The organism is Polynucleobacter parvulilacunae (assembly GCF_018881715.1).
GTDB lineage: Bacteria > Pseudomonadota > Gammaproteobacteria > Burkholderiales > Burkholderiaceae > Polynucleobacter > Polynucleobacter parvulilacunae.
In genome coordinates this window covers 805,048-820,046 of sequence record NZ_JACVPW010000001.1, presented here as the reverse complement: position 1 = coordinate 820,046, position 14,999 = coordinate 805,048, and the positions used below count along the sequence as shown (strand labels likewise).

The following is a 14,999-nucleotide window of genomic DNA, read 5'->3' as shown; positions in this document are numbered from 1 at the left end:
ATTAAAAATTATCTATCTTACCCATATGCCCTAGGATGCCATCATACATACCCTTAATCATCATTCCAATATGCTCAATATGGGGCTTAACAAAAATAGCATAAAAAATGAATCGTGAGAGTAGTCTAAAAAAATCACCGATCTTCCAACTTAAGCTATAAGTTGAATTTAGATAAAGCCAGATGGGATTACGAAACTGATAGTAATGTCGAATTGGGCTATGAAAACAAAAAACTCTTCCAAAGATTATTGTTGGATTTTCACCTAAATTGTGCTCCATGCGAGCATCGCAGACTCCAAATAGTTGATAGCCTTTTTGATGGGCGCGTAATCCCCACTCAATATCTACATAGTCTATAAACAATTCATCAGCCATATACCCAACCTCATCAAGGACCTTGATGGGAATTAAAGAACCAGAGGCGATTAACCAGCTAACGGGGATGATATTTTCGACCCCATCTACCGGCTGAATTATTAATCGCATCCCTTTAGACTCCACAAAGGGATAGACCCGACCTTTAAAGCGAGAGTCATCAAAATTTGGCCCCACTGCGCCAACTTTAACCCCCAAGGATTCCTTAAGTTTTAAGGCTGCGAGTAAAAGACCCACCATATTTGGAGCAGGTAAACTGTCATGATCAAAAATTAAAATATGATTAGCACCCCGCTCCTTAGCCAAGGCAATACCAACATTTTGTGCAGTGGCTATCCCACGATTCTCGCCCAACAGATGAAATTCGATAGATCTGCCGGTAATATATGAATGAATCCAATCTACTGAATCGGGATGGGATCCATTATCTACAATCAAAATCTTATCGACCTGCGGCAAAGCCGTTTCAAGCAAGCGCTCTAGCTGAGTGTGCTCGGGGTTATAGGTGATGATGATTGCTATTACGTCTGTCATTAATTTAAATCCAAAGTATTTGACTGCTTGTAGTCAATATAACCCTTAAATAAAGATTATAAAAATAAAGGGGCATAAGCCCCTTTATTTAGACCTACTGCTAAATAATTAAAGCTTAAACCCAGCATCAACAGCATCCTTATAGAACATTTTTACTGTATCTAAAGAATACTCATCAAGGTCATATCCAACCAATGATAATTTTTTAAGAATATCGTTTGTCACAGTAATAACATGACAGCCAACATCATCCGCTTGGAAAATATTAAGCAATTCTCTTGGACTTGCCCAAATCAGTTCAGATGCTGGAGCAGCTTTGAGAATCTTCACAGACTCAGCCATCATAGGAACTGGATCGAATCCTGTGTCAGCTACTCGACCAGCAAATACAGAAACATAACTAGGAACATTAGGGTCAAGTGATGCAACGACATTCTTAACTTGATCCAATGTCATTAAAGCGGTGACATTTAATTTAACTTTTTGTGCGGCTAATCTTTTTACCAAGTCATAGCAAGTCTGTTGCTTTGTATTGGTAACTGGAATCTTGACATAGACGTTATCACCCCAACTTGCAATCTCTAATGCCTGGCGCTCCATTTCAGCAAGATCATCCGAAAAGACTTCAAATGAAAGTGGCTTATCGTTAATGTTCGTAAGGATATCTTTGCAAAAAGCACGATAATCCGTAATACCCGCTTTTTTAATCAAAGTTGGGTTGGTTGTTAGGCCTTTAATAAATGGCTTTGCGTACATCTCTAACATCCCAGCCTTATCAGCACCATCAGCAAAAATCTTTACTTTTAAATCTTCTACTTTTTTCATATTAAAACTCTCCAAGGATAATTTTTTTTGCCTCTAACAATGATGAGACGATAAAGTCAGGCATTTCTGGTTGCTGCTCGTTATATTTGTAATTAATAAAAAATGTTTTACAACCCGCAGAGCTTCCAGCCTCAATATCACGCCATCGATCCCCCACCATAAAACTCCTTGAGAGATCAATCTCATGCTCTTTCGCCGCGTCAAGCAATGATCCAGGCAAGGGCTTGCGACAGGTGCAGCCATCAGCACTATCGTGATAGCAAGTTCTAAACTCATCGATTGGCAGCCGAGCTTCTAGAAAACTATTAATTTGCTCTACCGCCTCTTGGCTAGTTATTCCACGAGCAACATCAGGTTGATTGGTGACAACAATTAATAAGTAGCCAGCAGCGTGCAGCTTTTCAAGGGAATCCTCTACGCCAGGCAATATTTCCAATTCATCCATACCCGATGGTGGGAATGGCTTACCATTGCGCACAATCGCACGATTAATTACGCCATCCCGATCTAAAAATACAGCCCGCCTCATAGCTTACTTAACAGCAGATTCCCATTTAGTCTGGTTTGCTTTTAACTTAGGATGGGACACTAGCAGGTGCCACACAACACCCTGAAATGCTTCAGAGTGAGGGGTGATATTTTCAGAATTTACTGTAGGAATAATTACGCAAGCATCGGCAACTTGAGCGGTATATCCGCCATCACGGCCTACAACACCGACCACTTTTGAACCAATAGATTTAGCTAACTTCAACGCCTCAACCAAATTAGGGCTAATATTTTTCTGCAAATTACCGCCACCAACAGAGAAAATAAAAATCATATCTTTAGGAGACAATTTAGATATCTTCAACCATTCAACAAAAATTGTTGGCCAACCCTCGTCATTAGTGCGGGCAGTTAATTCGGACACATTATCTGTAGGGGCATAAGACTCAATGCCTACAATTTTGCGGAAGTCATTCACAGCATGCGAGCAGTTTCCTGCGCTGCCACCGACGCCCAAGAAAAAAATACGTCCGCCATCTTTTTTAACGGTAGCCAATAAATCAGCCATCTTTTCAATTGATGCAACATCAATCTTTTGGATGATTTCGATTGATTCATTTAAATGCTGCTGGGCGTAACTCATACCTATTCCTTAAACTTTAAATATTCTTCTGTCTCAACAATTCCCTGATGGGAACCAATTTCATAAAAACGATCTTGCACCTCAAACCCAAATAACTGGTTTTTAAGCGAAAGATCATTATAAACCTTGGAAAGGTCGAAGGATTCGCCCTCCGGGTAGGCGCCAAAGACATCCGCCCTTAAAATCCCTAAACCATAATCAATATAGCTCATATTAGGCTTTACATGCTCTTTGTTGTACTCAACCAATTGGCTATTTTCATAAATTACATTGCTTTTATCCCACTGATTATTGTTTCTCAATACAGTCATTAATCCCAATTTATTACTCGAGAAATAGGCTTTTTCGACAGGCTCAAACTCAATTGGTAAATATGAATCGCCATAGAAAATGTAAAAATCAGCCCCCAACATAGGCAATGCTGCTTTTATGGCTCCGCCAGTTCCAAGAAGTTTTGGTCCGTCAAAGGAGTAGTGCACCTGAAGCCCAAATTGAGATCCATCGCCTACAACTGATTTGATCATTTCACCTAAATACCCAATACATAAAACTACAGATGAAATGCCCTGTTTTTTTAAGCATCTGAGTTGATGATTTATGAAAGGCTCTCCAGCAATTTCAATGAGAGCCTTTGGGATAGTTTCGGTGATTGGACGAAGACGGGTAGCCAAACCGCCTGCAAGAATTGCAACGCTAAGCATTAGGAGGAGAGAACTACTTTTGTGCCCTCAAAATCAAACTTGAAACGCACCTCTTCCAAGCCCGCTGCAGTCATTGCATGCCGTAACTTGTTACGATCCTTAGCCATGAACATTAGGAACCCACCTCCGCCAGCACCAACCAGCTTGCCGCCAACCGCCCCATTCTTCATGCCCAACTCATACCATTCATCTATTTGCGGATTACTCATTCCACCAGACCGACGTTTTTTGTGCTCCCAATGCTCATGCATCAACTCACCAAAAAGACCGGTATTTCCAGCCTCCAAGGCTTCTTTACTACGGAAACCTAAATCCTTGACATAGTCCAGGTTTGCAATCATCTCAGAATTATTTTGCTCAGACTTTACTTTTTGGTCTTTCAGAATGCCGCTCGCACTTCTAGAGAAGCCCGTGAAAAACAATAGGAGGTTATCCTCTAAATCAAACATCGTATCAATGCTGATATCCAGAGGTTTTGCAGTTACTTTATCGTCGCGATGAAAGTCGAAGCAAGTGATTCCCCCAAAGGCAGCAGCGTATTGATCTTGCTTACCAATAGGCTCACCTAGGCGATCAATCTCAATATGACAAGCCAACTCCGCCAATTCTTCTTGATGTAAATGACGCTTTCGATGCGCATACAAGCACTTTAATAATGCAGTTGTAAAGCTACCGGAAGAACCCAACCCAGTGCCAGCAGGTATATCAGCTAAAGTAGTAATTTCGATCTGAGGAGTTTTAAGATCTTGCATGCTCAAGGCTTCGCGAATAATCTTATGCTGAACCTCGCTCACTAAATTCACATTTTCTAGCGCGGAATATTTCAAAAAGATTCCCTCGACGAATGGTCTATTGATCGTTACATATACATACTTATCAATAGCCGCAGCAATCAGAAAGCCTTCATGCCCACGATAGTACGAAGGAAGATCTGTACCTCCACCACCAAGAGTAATACGTAATGGACTACGTGCAATTATCACGCTCGCTCCTCTTAAAAATCCAAAAATTAGAAAAAATAAATCCACTTATTATTGTCATGAAGATACCTATGTAGGCATTAATAAATGGATTAAATAGCTTAATATTTTCCAAATAGGTGGATACCATGTATTGAATTAGAAAATTTGCCAATGTAACAATAATATATCTAAAAAATTGAATTAATATAAATCCATTTGTTGCTCTAAATGAGAAAAATCTATTTCCAAGAAAATGAAAAAAAATTGCAAGAAAATAAGAAAAAACAATTGACCACGAATAAGAGAAATTTTGATAAGTATAAAAAAAGTATAGTGTAGTCGTATAAATAAATAATGTTATGAATCCAGTAATGGCATATCTTACAAGTAGTCTCAAATCAAAATTTTTCAAAATTTTATTAACTTTAATAAATTTAAAACCCCCATCTTAACGGAGCTAGAGTTTGCACTTGATCCTGTTGTGTTTTTATTTTTCAAGTAAAAATCATAAGCCATCTTAATTACTTCAAAATTATTTTTTGTCGGCTCCCATCCTAATTCATGTTTAATTTTAGAATTCTCAAACACAAAATCACTTGTAAGCATTCTGAACTGATAAGGTCCAATAGGAGAAAATTTTAAAGAGTGGAAGATTTTAAGCAAAGAAATTGCCAAAGAGGTGGGAATACTTCTGATTTTGGACTCGCTACCAGTAACTAAGATCAGCTTTTTGAACAGCTCTTTGAATGTAAAGATGTTGTCGCATCCAATGTTATAAATATTAAAACCATTTTTTTTAATTAAGGATGAAATTGCGGTATTTAGATCTTGAGCATATATACATTGATGCTTTACATTGCCATCGCCCAAGATCCAAATAGTAGAATTTGAATCAAGCAAATCAAATAGAATGGATAGCATCCCCAATCGCCCCGAATCGATAATTATTGGGCAGCGTATGATACCGATGCTAATTTCATTCGAGGAATTTTCTAGTAACTTTTCGCATTCAAGTTTAGATGCACCATACTGATCAATAGGCATCGGAGATGCCTTATCATCAATATAACTTCTTTTACTACCAAGAAAGATTGAATTGGAGGATGTGAATATAATTTTGCCACATCCTCGATCTTTAGCAAGCTGAATAATATTTTTAGTCGACTCAATATTGTTTAAATATAGATCTTGTTGAGAATCAACGGCAAAATCAATCATAGTTGCAAGATGAATAATTACGTCAAAATGCACCTCTGGAAATATCTCACTTGGATTACTTAAAGCCAGATTAATATTCTGAAATTTCCCATAAGGATATGCATCATCGGGACTGCAAATATCTACACCATAGCAATCATTACCCTCACCAACTAGATGTTTATGTAAAATTTTTCCATAAAATCCTGCCACGCCAGTTATTAATATTTTTTTTGACACCTAATATCCATCCATCAATTTATATGGGAGTAAGCGTATAGCCAATTGCTAAATTTACTTCTCGAATTTTAATTTTTAATGGGAAAAATGTGCTTTTTTGAATTATGAATTTCCTAGAAAGTTCTTCTAATACCTCATCAATAGTATTAATATGCTCGCTTTTCATATACCAGTCATAAGGCATTTTGTAGCGCTTTTTAAACATTCTTTCTGCTGAAATTTTTCTTGCGAAAGTATACGCAAGACTACCCTCGCATGGGAGAACTATTGAAAGAACACCTCTCTCCTTATTGCATAATCTGTAGAGCTCATCCACGGCTGCAGGTAAATTTGGCAGATGCTCTAAAACGTGTATCGCCAAAATTCTATCAAAACTATTATTTTCAAAATTTTGCCTAGCTTGGCAATCAGATACATAACATTGAATTTTGCTGTGCTTCCTTTTAAATGCATCAACAATATTTTGTCTTATATCTATCGCAACATACTTTTTTTCCTGAGCCTCATTCAACTTCTCAAAATTTAGATGCTCGCCATCGCCACAACCAATTTCTAGAGTACTTTCAAATTCTGCCGGCGCATTTTTAATAACATACTCATGATTAAATTTAGCATAGGCGCCATACTTTCCCGGCATTAAACTTAACCAATACTTTAACCAATCATCACCAATTTCTTTTTGCTTTTCTGTCAACTGAGGTGGAGTTTTAGGCCATTTATTAGACATACTTTCCTTATTCATAAAAAATTATTTTAATCTGCGCTTTAATTCGAGCAACAAAGTGAATGTAAATGTTTGCATACTAAGAATGATTAAACCCAGACCCATTATAGGAAGAGGTGTAAATGCTGACACTTTATAACCATTCGATATGAAATCCCATAAAAATGAAAAGCCTAAAATAAAACCACAGGCAAGCAGAAAAGCGGATGTACACATTCCAAAATTATAGGTTAGAAGTCTATTTATAGATTGCTCGATACCCAATCTTAGCCCATGAATATTACGAGCAAGTATGCCGACTTGAAATAAAGAATAGCCCAATATCATCAATGTAACTCCCAATAACAATGTATTAGTACCAAATCCAATTGCACCAACTGAAAACGTGCCAGATGTTGAGATTATTACCACAATCAATCCAAGCAGAAAAAACAATACACCAGGTTTAAGTAAAAAAGAATCGGGGCTATATACCAGCATTACCTTCAGATTAATCCAACCAGCCAACCATGGCGACCAAAATCCTGCTCGACGGTGGTGGCTAAACCTGCCCTCCCTATCTTTATAGAAGGTTACAGGGACTTCATCAATTTTTAGCCCAATCCTTGCGGCCTTAAGCACCATTTCAGACGCATATTCCCAACCGGTGGATGTTAATTGAATTCGCTGAAATGCATTCTTTGTGAGGCCTCTCATCCCACAATGAATATCGCTATAGTTGGTACGATAAATTTTATTAAGCATCCAAGTTGTCAATGGGGTTCCAAAATACCTGTGCAAGGCTGGCATCGCACCATCTTCAATTACCCCCTTAAACCTTGACCCCATAACATACTCATTGCCACGCCTAGAACTCTCGATAAAATCTTTGACCTTTCGAAAATCATAAGTTAAGTCACAATCTCCCATGATTATGAAATTTCCGCGAATAAACGGGATCGCGTCTAAGTATGCTTGGCCAAGCCCTTTTTTGGGGGTTCTCAAAACCCTCGCGCCGCCTGCCAGCGCAATGGATGGTGTTTTATCATTTGAGCTATCAACAATTATGATTTCTCCAGATACTCCTGCCGCACTTAAACCCTCCCAACACCAATTGACAAATTCAGAAATAGTGATTTCCTCATTGAGGGCGGGTATCACAATGCTGATCTCGGGAGAGTCGACCTCTCGAGATTTATCATCAGGTAGGAATAACTCAATTTTTTCTGGGGTAACTCCAAACAATTTACTCATTTAAGATCCAATTCTCTATTCATTGACTCAATAGAGTCCCTTATTGCTCCAGCAGAATTCCTATTTGAATTCCATCCTAAAGATTTAATCTTTTTAACATCAAATAAAACCTTAGGAACATCTCCTTTCCAACCACGATCCCCGCCGGTATATTCAAAATTTACTGTTGAGGAATTTACACCCAGAACCTCGCATGCTATTTTTCCGATGTCAGTAACCGATATGTAATCGTCTGTAGCTACGTTAAACACATCAAATACTTTTGACTTATCAATTGCCATGCTACTGTAGACGAGAAATATTGCATTGAGCACATCTTCGACATGGATATAAGATTTTGATTGCGTACCATCACCAAGAATCCTAAGGGAGTCTGCATTCTCCCTTAACCGCCTAATAAAATCATAACCAACTCCATGGGTTTGTTTTGGCCCTACAACATTTGCAAATCTAAACGCTCTAGCCCTAATGCCAAACATATGACAATAGGATGAAATTAAAACTTCGCAAGCAAGCTTGCTGGCTCCATAGGTTGAAATAGGGAAACATGGGCCATAGGATTCCTCAAATTCAACATTGGGATTTTCCCCGTAAACTCCACTCCCAGAGGTATAAAGCATTTCGGGCACGCCATTCACTCTCATGGCCTCTAAAACATTCTGAGTTAGGTAAGTTCCTTCCCAAAAATCAATATCCGGCTGACGAACTGCTTTAGCAATATCAGGATTTGCCGCAAAATGAACCACTAAATCCGCACCTTGCATCGCATGCGTCAAAAGACCTAGGTGCTTAATATCTCCATCAACAATTTTCAGCTTTGGACTGTTAATTTCAGCCAAATGATCTAAAGTGCCTGATGAAAAATTATCGTAAATTTTTACCTCAGAAAAGGATTCAAGATCGATACATTTTTTTGCGAAATGGGAGCCAATAAAACCCGCGCCGCCCGATATAAATACTTTCATTAATTTTTCCCATTAAGATATTTTGTATACACAAAAAAATAGATAGAAAGCATTGAGGCAATGAAGATCAAATAGCCGCAATACCCTAAATATGCTGGACTTATGTCCGCAAAACCCACTTCACTTGCAACACTAATTAAAATTATCCTAATAAAGGAAACTATCCAAATTGACCCGATCATAAACAAATATATGGCCGAGACATTTCTATTAATTAATAAAAATATTGTTGCCAACAAGCCAAATGCCAATAGCATTGGAGACAATACAGAATAAAAAGAGTAAATAAATTTTTTAAATGGAATAATTATTTTATGGTACTTAAATTTATAATCAGCATCTAATTGAATGTTCTGGATGTAACTTGAACTTCCCTTTGGTGGCACGTAGTCATTGAGCCCTAAAAAGTTTGCAGCATTTTTTAGCTCATCATTAGAGCCCATACTGGGCATCGCATGCAGCCCCTGAGGATTCTGTAGGGTTATGATTTTTAATGCCGTCCAGAAATCTAGCGGCAGGTTTAAGATCTGATTGGTTGTTAATTCAGGTATCGGTAATAGCTTATGGGTACAAGATAAGGATCCATTCGAGCACAGCTCACTTAACTCTTTGTTTAATTCTTTATAAAAATTAATAGAGTCTCGCGGATTAGCATAATGACCGGCTAAAAAAACTGCATCCCTGTATGCCCAAAAAAACCAACTCCCACCATAGTCTCCACATACAGTTTTATACCTATCGCAAGCAGGCCCCATCCAACCAGACAAAGGAGCATTCTCCGTATCAAGAAAAGGATATAACTCCGCAAATTTTGGACTTAACTTGTAAAGCTTAAGTCGGACATCCCTCGGCACTGGTATATGCTCATTTTTAATCCCCCCTTGAATAGACTGCAAAAGGGAAAGGGATTTTGTGTAATTTTTTTCTGTAAAATCGTTATCTATATAAGTACCATAATTACTATAATTAATATAGGATATTATGGCCTTAGGTAAATAAAAAACAAATGTAAATAGGGCAATGAAAATTAGCAAATAAATACTTTTCATTATTTTCTTTATAAATAATGAAAATACTATAAAAAATAACATTGGGGCCAGTATAGTAATCCCCTCTTCGCGAGTAATATTACATATTCCAAGAATAAAAGCTATGGAAAAATAATATGCCTGGTTAAATTTACCATCGGCTAATTGACTATAAAAGTTAATAGAAATAATTATAGCTACAACTACTAACCACAAAAGAAGAGGCTCCCTAAGAACTCTAGAGTAATCAAATCCAGGGTAAAACATAATTATTATTGATGCAAATAATCCAATAAAGTTACTGTTCGTAATTCTATTAAATGTTGAGCGCAGATAGTTACATGAAAATATTATTAACAACACATAGAACCAAGCTATTGAAATTTTTATTGTTGCTAAAGCAGATAAAACAATTGGGAGTGCAACTCCCTTCATTAGGGTGTAGTGATTAAAATCACCCAGCCAATTTCCATCATAAATATTTTTACCCAGCCTTATAAAAAGGCCATCATCATGCCCTGCTATTGGCAAAAGAGCCATCGGGGAGTTAATTTGATAGAAAGCAAATATTAGAGAAAATGCAAAAAATATTAATTCACTTTTTGATAAAAAAAATGCTCTACTATTCATAATATTTTTTTAATACACTTTCAAGATAGCTGTCATGAAATTCCATGTTCAAAATTTTCATAACATGGCTTATATTTGAAATATCAATCCCATACGAATCGCCTCTATCAATAAGATTGTAATTGGCAGACTTACCTAGGATTTTCTCAAAAATTCTTACTATTTCAATGGTTCTAGTATTAAAAGGGCAGGCTATATTGATGGCGCTATTTTTATAAATATTTTTATTTATGCAGTAATCAACAATACATTTAACGGTATCAATATCTAAGATATTTCTTTCGGATCGGCCCCATAAATCAAAGCAAATATTTTTATTTATGCAGGAATAAATGTAATTTGTCAGAGTATGCGGATTCGAATTTTTACCTACTAATTGTGGCAACCTAAAGGCTAGGTATTCACATCCTGATTTTGATATTAATTTCTCCATTTCAAGCTTATGCTTTACATACAAAGAATTTACTTCGCTTGGATCGGAAACACTGCACGTACCAAAGTAAATGAGCTTTTTATTTTTGTGAGTCTCTATTGACTCTTTAAGAAGCTCTTTTTCCCTTTCAAACGCTGCAAAATTAGTTTCTTTTGAATTGGAAACTCCAGATGCAAAAATTAGAATTGATTCGTCATCCTTATATGACTTAAAGTTTTGAGCAAGGAACCCACTGCCTATTATCAATTTGAAACCCCAATTCTTCTCAACTCGGCATCGACTTCTTGGCTAATAATATTTTTAAATTGATTCATTGAAAAATTCTTAGAGTAAACTTCACCGCCCTTTAAACCTACTGATGGATATGAATCATTGACTTTAAGTACTTGCTCAATCTTCATCGCCATTAGTTCGGGTTCTAAGGATTCGAATATAAATCCGTTAATACCGTCCTCGAGATATTTGCTAGTTCCGGTTGTTGAAGTACACAAGAGGGGAATATTAAAAGCCAATGCCTGCAATGAAACTAGGGGTAGCGTATCGTCTCTAGACGGGACGATAACCATCTGTGAAGTACTCAACTTTTCAAGGTATTGCTCATAATCAATATCTTCAAACAAAGCGACAAAGTTGAGATTTTTTGCCACTTCCTTTGATTTCTCGTAATAACTTGTGTCAAGAACTCGCCCATAAAATTCAAACCGAATACCATTTAAAAGCTCTGGTGAAAGTTTCGCCAATGCAAGCAAAAGCTCGTACTGACCCTTCCTTTTTTCATAAGAGCCAAATACTCTAATGATTTTTATATCGCCACCAACAGCATCAGTCTTTAGAGTGGGTCTAACTGCATCGACGCCATAATTCATTATCCGGACACGTGAATTTAAAGGCGATAAATATTTTGCAGACAGCTCACTTCCAGACCAAATGCTTGGAAGATCGGAAATCAACTTACTCACCCTGGCATCACTGTTAAGAATGTATTGGCAATGCTCTGTTTCATGAATATACCAAATGCAATTTACAACCTTACTCAATTGAATGAGCGGCTTCCAACAATTAATAGTGTTAAAGAGAATTAAATCGAAATTTTTTGCAAAATCATAAAAGTTATGAGATTCACTCAAGCATAGCTGATCTATGATTACGTTGATTCCTAAATTATGGAATTCCGATCTCAATGGACCATCTAATGGTGAGGTTACGACAACAAAATATCCACACTCAATTAGCACTCTTGCGATATCTAAAACAACTTTAGGTGCGCCAGAATTACTTAGGTCATGAGTGACTAGTAGAATGTCATATTTTTTATCTAAACAATTATCATTCGATAACCCCATATGGATTTCATAACCCTCCTGGGAATCACGATAAAGCAATTCACGCATACTCTTTGGGAAAAATGGATCACGAGAAATGTATTCTGGCCATTTTTTTAAAAGCAAAATATCTGCCTTATCTTTTTTAAATTCTTTTTTCTTATTTATCTGATCGAACTCGGAAAGAGATAGATGTCCAATATGAGTTAATTTGGCGTGCGGTGTATACACACAACTTAAGCCTACATCTCTTAACTTAAAGCAGAGATCTATATCGGAGTGATTAATAGGAAAATCTATTGCATTAAAGCCGCCAACTAAATCAAAGTTACTTTTTTTGATTGCCAAGCAAGCCCCGCAAATGATTGAAACTTCTCGAGCAGACTGAGCAAAATTATAGTGAGCACCTGTTTCATCATCCAAACAATGGAACGCAGTACCAACCAATCTCCTTACCCCGGTAACCATACCCGCATGTTGAATTGTTCCATTCTCATACAAAAGTTTAGGTCCAACAATACCAACACCCTCAATAGCTAAATACTCCAAGATTGACTCAATCCAATCTGTAGAAATGATTCTTACATCATCGTTGAAAAATATTAACGATTTACCTGTAGCAGCTGCTGCACCAACATTACATTTATCTGAAAAGTTATAAGGCTTGTCGTACTTTATAAATCTGACCCCTTGTTTGACCAAATCGTCAGCAAATTTATCAATGATTCTTGAGTTAGTGACGACGATTATTTCTGTGTTTTTATATTCAGAATTGATCAATATCGACTGAATGGTATTGCGGATATTTTCTTCATTATCTGATGGGATAATGATCGAGACCAAACCCAAGCTTTCCCTATCAATCTTTTTAATTCGATTTGCTGTTGGCAATGCGATAGCTTCAGCATCATAACCCCTTCGATTAGCCGCATCCTGTAACGCCGCTACATTAGATGCACGAGCTCCCGGCTTTCCTCCAGCAGCTGCAGACGTAGAAAGCATGCGCCATCCGTATAAAACTTTTTCAACATGGGCCACGCCAGAAGCAACTTCAGAACAGCGTAAGGCGAAATCATAATCTTGAGAGAAATCAAATTCCGATCTAAAGCCCCCCACCTTTTTTGCTAAGTCGGACTTGTAAATACCCAGATGGCCTATGTACATGCAGTTATGCATTAACACCGGACTCCAGTCAGGCTTACAAAAAATTTCTACAGGAAAATCCTCGGAATCAATCTTGCACTCATCTGAATAAAAAATTTCTGCACTTGAATTTTCTATGATAGCTTCATGCATGCATGCTAATGCATCATATGTAAGGAGGTCATCGTTATCCAGTAAAGCTATAAAATCTCCGCTAGCTTTGTTTAAAGCAATATTCGTTGTACCCGAAATTCCTATATTTTTCTTTAACTCGATAACTTTAATTCTCTGGTCGCAAAGCTGATATTTACTCAATAAGCTTGTTATCTTCTTTGAACTAGAACAATCATCAACAATAATGAGCTCCCAGTTTTGGTATGCCTGATTGATAACAGACTCAATACATTTTTCCAAAACCAATATTGGGGCTTTAAATACTGGCACTAAAACCGAAAATTTAATATTCCCACTAAACTTCTCTTTTTCTAGCTTGGCAGGTTCAATCCGAAACCGATTCAAAATCTCAGACCTTTGATAAGAGATTCGATCGTTAATTATTGCCAAGGGGTCTGACGTACCCACCATATATGACTTGACGGCGCCCTTGAAGATACGCTTAATCCGACGAGCAATTCGCCCCATTAGCCGCAAAGGTCTTGTTAGTCTCCAACTTCTTGAGCCATAAAGACCCATTATGTGACCATATCGTTCGTGAGCCACTTCTGACAGCGCTATTATTTCTTTTTTTTGCCTATCAACTGTGCTGTTCAGAGCATCCATCTCTCTAAGATATCCATTTATTTGCTCTACATGGATATCTTGAACCCTTAATAACTCATGCCTTGCTTTTTCCTGCTGACCAACATACGAAAAGTAGTTATTAATCAACTTTTTGACGCCATCATCAGCACTTAACCAATCTAATGATTTAGCCTTACCAACATGATTAATTTGGATAATCCCTAATCCATGTGAATGGCTAAAGTTTAAGTGGTAAGGATATTTTTGAATTAACTCGTCCCATAACTTATACACGCCAAAGTTATTCTCTTTTACGCTTGTATCGTGAAAGATAATAACTGCGCCAGGCGCTAATTTTGGTAGCCAAGTCTCATAGTCATGCTTAACAGCTTCATATGTATGCAATCCATCAATATGCAGAAAATCGATTGAGCCTTCATCAAAATGAGAAAGGGCGTCATCAAATGTCATTTTTAATAAAGTTGAAAACGACTGGTAATGCTCAGAATTGTAGTTTTCCACCGTCTGAAAAACATCATTTCCATACCTGCGAGCATGCTCATCACCCTCCCACAAATCAATTGCAAAGCACTCTGTGTTTAGACCTGCCTCCTGAATAGCCTGACAGATTGCAAAGTAAGAGTGCCCATAATGAGTGCCCAATTCTACAAAATTTCTTGGTTTAAGCTGCTTAACAAGCCATGCGCCGAAAGGTATATGTCCAATCCAGGCGCTTTCATTCTTTGTGTAGTTAGTAACAAATTCAGGCGCTGTTAATAATGATTTATAAAAATCTTCATTCATACTTTGCAT

The 14,999-nt window shown here is 37.3% G+C and carries 14 protein-coding genes; all 14 read right to left on the bottom strand.

Annotation, left to right across the window (positions count from 1 at the left end; all coding sequences use genetic code 11):
- Position 1 precedes the first annotated feature (1 nt).
- The 14 genes from ICN18_RS04340 to ICN18_RS04275 all read right to left on the bottom strand — a co-directional run bounded on the left by ICN18_RS04340 (position 2) and on the right by ICN18_RS04275 (position 14,999).
- Positions 2-910 carry a glycosyltransferase family 2 protein gene (locus ICN18_RS04340; protein ID WP_216189244.1) on the bottom strand — a complete coding sequence of 303 codons (909 nt, stop codon included), beginning with the start codon at positions 908-910 and terminating at the stop codon, positions 2-4.
- Between the two features lie 108 nt (positions 911-1,018).
- Positions 1,019-1,735 carry a transaldolase gene (locus ICN18_RS04335; RefSeq protein WP_216189243.1) on the bottom strand — a complete coding sequence of 239 codons (717 nt, stop codon included), beginning with the start codon at positions 1,733-1,735 and terminating at the stop codon, positions 1,019-1,021.
- Between the two features lies 1 nt (position 1,736).
- Positions 1,737-2,264, bottom strand: coding sequence for a D-glycero-alpha-D-manno-heptose-1,7-bisphosphate 7-phosphatase (locus tag ICN18_RS04330; RefSeq protein ID WP_216189242.1), 528 nt, complete (start codon positions 2,262-2,264; stop codon positions 1,737-1,739).
- Positions 2,265-2,267: 3 nt separating this feature from the next.
- Positions 2,268-2,867 (bottom strand): SIS domain-containing protein, encoded by a 600-nt coding sequence (locus ICN18_RS04325; RefSeq protein ID WP_216189241.1) that lies wholly within the window; start codon positions 2,865-2,867, stop codon positions 2,268-2,270.
- 2 nt (positions 2,868-2,869) lie between these two features.
- On the bottom strand, positions 2,870-3,568 hold the full coding sequence (locus tag ICN18_RS04320) for a nucleotidyltransferase family protein (protein ID WP_216189240.1): 699 nt from the start codon (positions 3,566-3,568) through the stop codon (positions 2,870-2,872).
- A complete protein-coding gene (locus ICN18_RS04315; RefSeq protein WP_216189239.1) occupies positions 3,568-4,551 on the bottom strand; it encodes a GHMP family kinase ATP-binding protein in 984 nt (327 codons plus the stop codon). The genes ICN18_RS04320 and ICN18_RS04315 overlap by 1 nt, the downstream gene beginning before the upstream one ends.
- Positions 4,535-4,927: a GtrA family protein gene (locus tag ICN18_RS10510; protein WP_216189238.1), complete on the bottom strand. Its 393-nt coding sequence runs from the start codon at positions 4,925-4,927 to the stop codon at positions 4,535-4,537. Before ICN18_RS10510 ends, ICN18_RS04315 begins: the two co-directional genes overlap by 17 nt.
- An 11-nt stretch (positions 4,928-4,938) precedes the next feature.
- A complete protein-coding gene (locus tag ICN18_RS04305; protein WP_216189237.1) occupies positions 4,939-5,967 on the bottom strand; it encodes an NAD-dependent epimerase/dehydratase family protein in 1,029 nt (342 codons plus the stop codon).
- 19 nt (positions 5,968-5,986) lie between these two features.
- Positions 5,987-6,709: a class I SAM-dependent methyltransferase gene (locus tag ICN18_RS04300; protein ID WP_216189236.1), complete on the bottom strand. Its 723-nt coding sequence runs from the start codon at positions 6,707-6,709 to the stop codon at positions 5,987-5,989.
- 6 nt (positions 6,710-6,715) lie between these two features.
- Positions 6,716-7,924, bottom strand: coding sequence for a glycosyltransferase family 2 protein (locus tag ICN18_RS04295; RefSeq protein ID WP_216189235.1), 1,209 nt, complete (start codon positions 7,922-7,924; stop codon positions 6,716-6,718).
- Positions 7,921-8,889, bottom strand: coding sequence for an NAD-dependent epimerase/dehydratase family protein (locus ICN18_RS04290; protein ID WP_216189234.1), 969 nt, complete (start codon positions 8,887-8,889; stop codon positions 7,921-7,923). The genes ICN18_RS04295 and ICN18_RS04290 overlap by 4 nt, the downstream gene beginning before the upstream one ends.
- Positions 8,889-10,547, bottom strand: a complete 1,659-nt coding sequence (locus ICN18_RS04285; RefSeq protein WP_216189233.1) for a hypothetical protein — start codon at positions 10,545-10,547, stop codon at positions 8,889-8,891. Before ICN18_RS04285 ends, ICN18_RS04290 begins: the two co-directional genes overlap by 1 nt.
- Positions 10,540-11,226 carry an NAD-dependent epimerase/dehydratase family protein gene (locus tag ICN18_RS04280; protein ID WP_216189232.1) on the bottom strand — a complete coding sequence of 229 codons (687 nt, stop codon included), beginning with the start codon at positions 11,224-11,226 and terminating at the stop codon, positions 10,540-10,542. Before ICN18_RS04280 ends, ICN18_RS04285 begins: the two co-directional genes overlap by 8 nt.
- Positions 11,223-14,999 (bottom strand): glycosyltransferase, encoded by a 3,777-nt coding sequence (locus ICN18_RS04275; RefSeq protein ID WP_216189231.1) that lies wholly within the window; start codon positions 14,997-14,999, stop codon positions 11,223-11,225. Before ICN18_RS04275 ends, ICN18_RS04280 begins: the two co-directional genes overlap by 4 nt.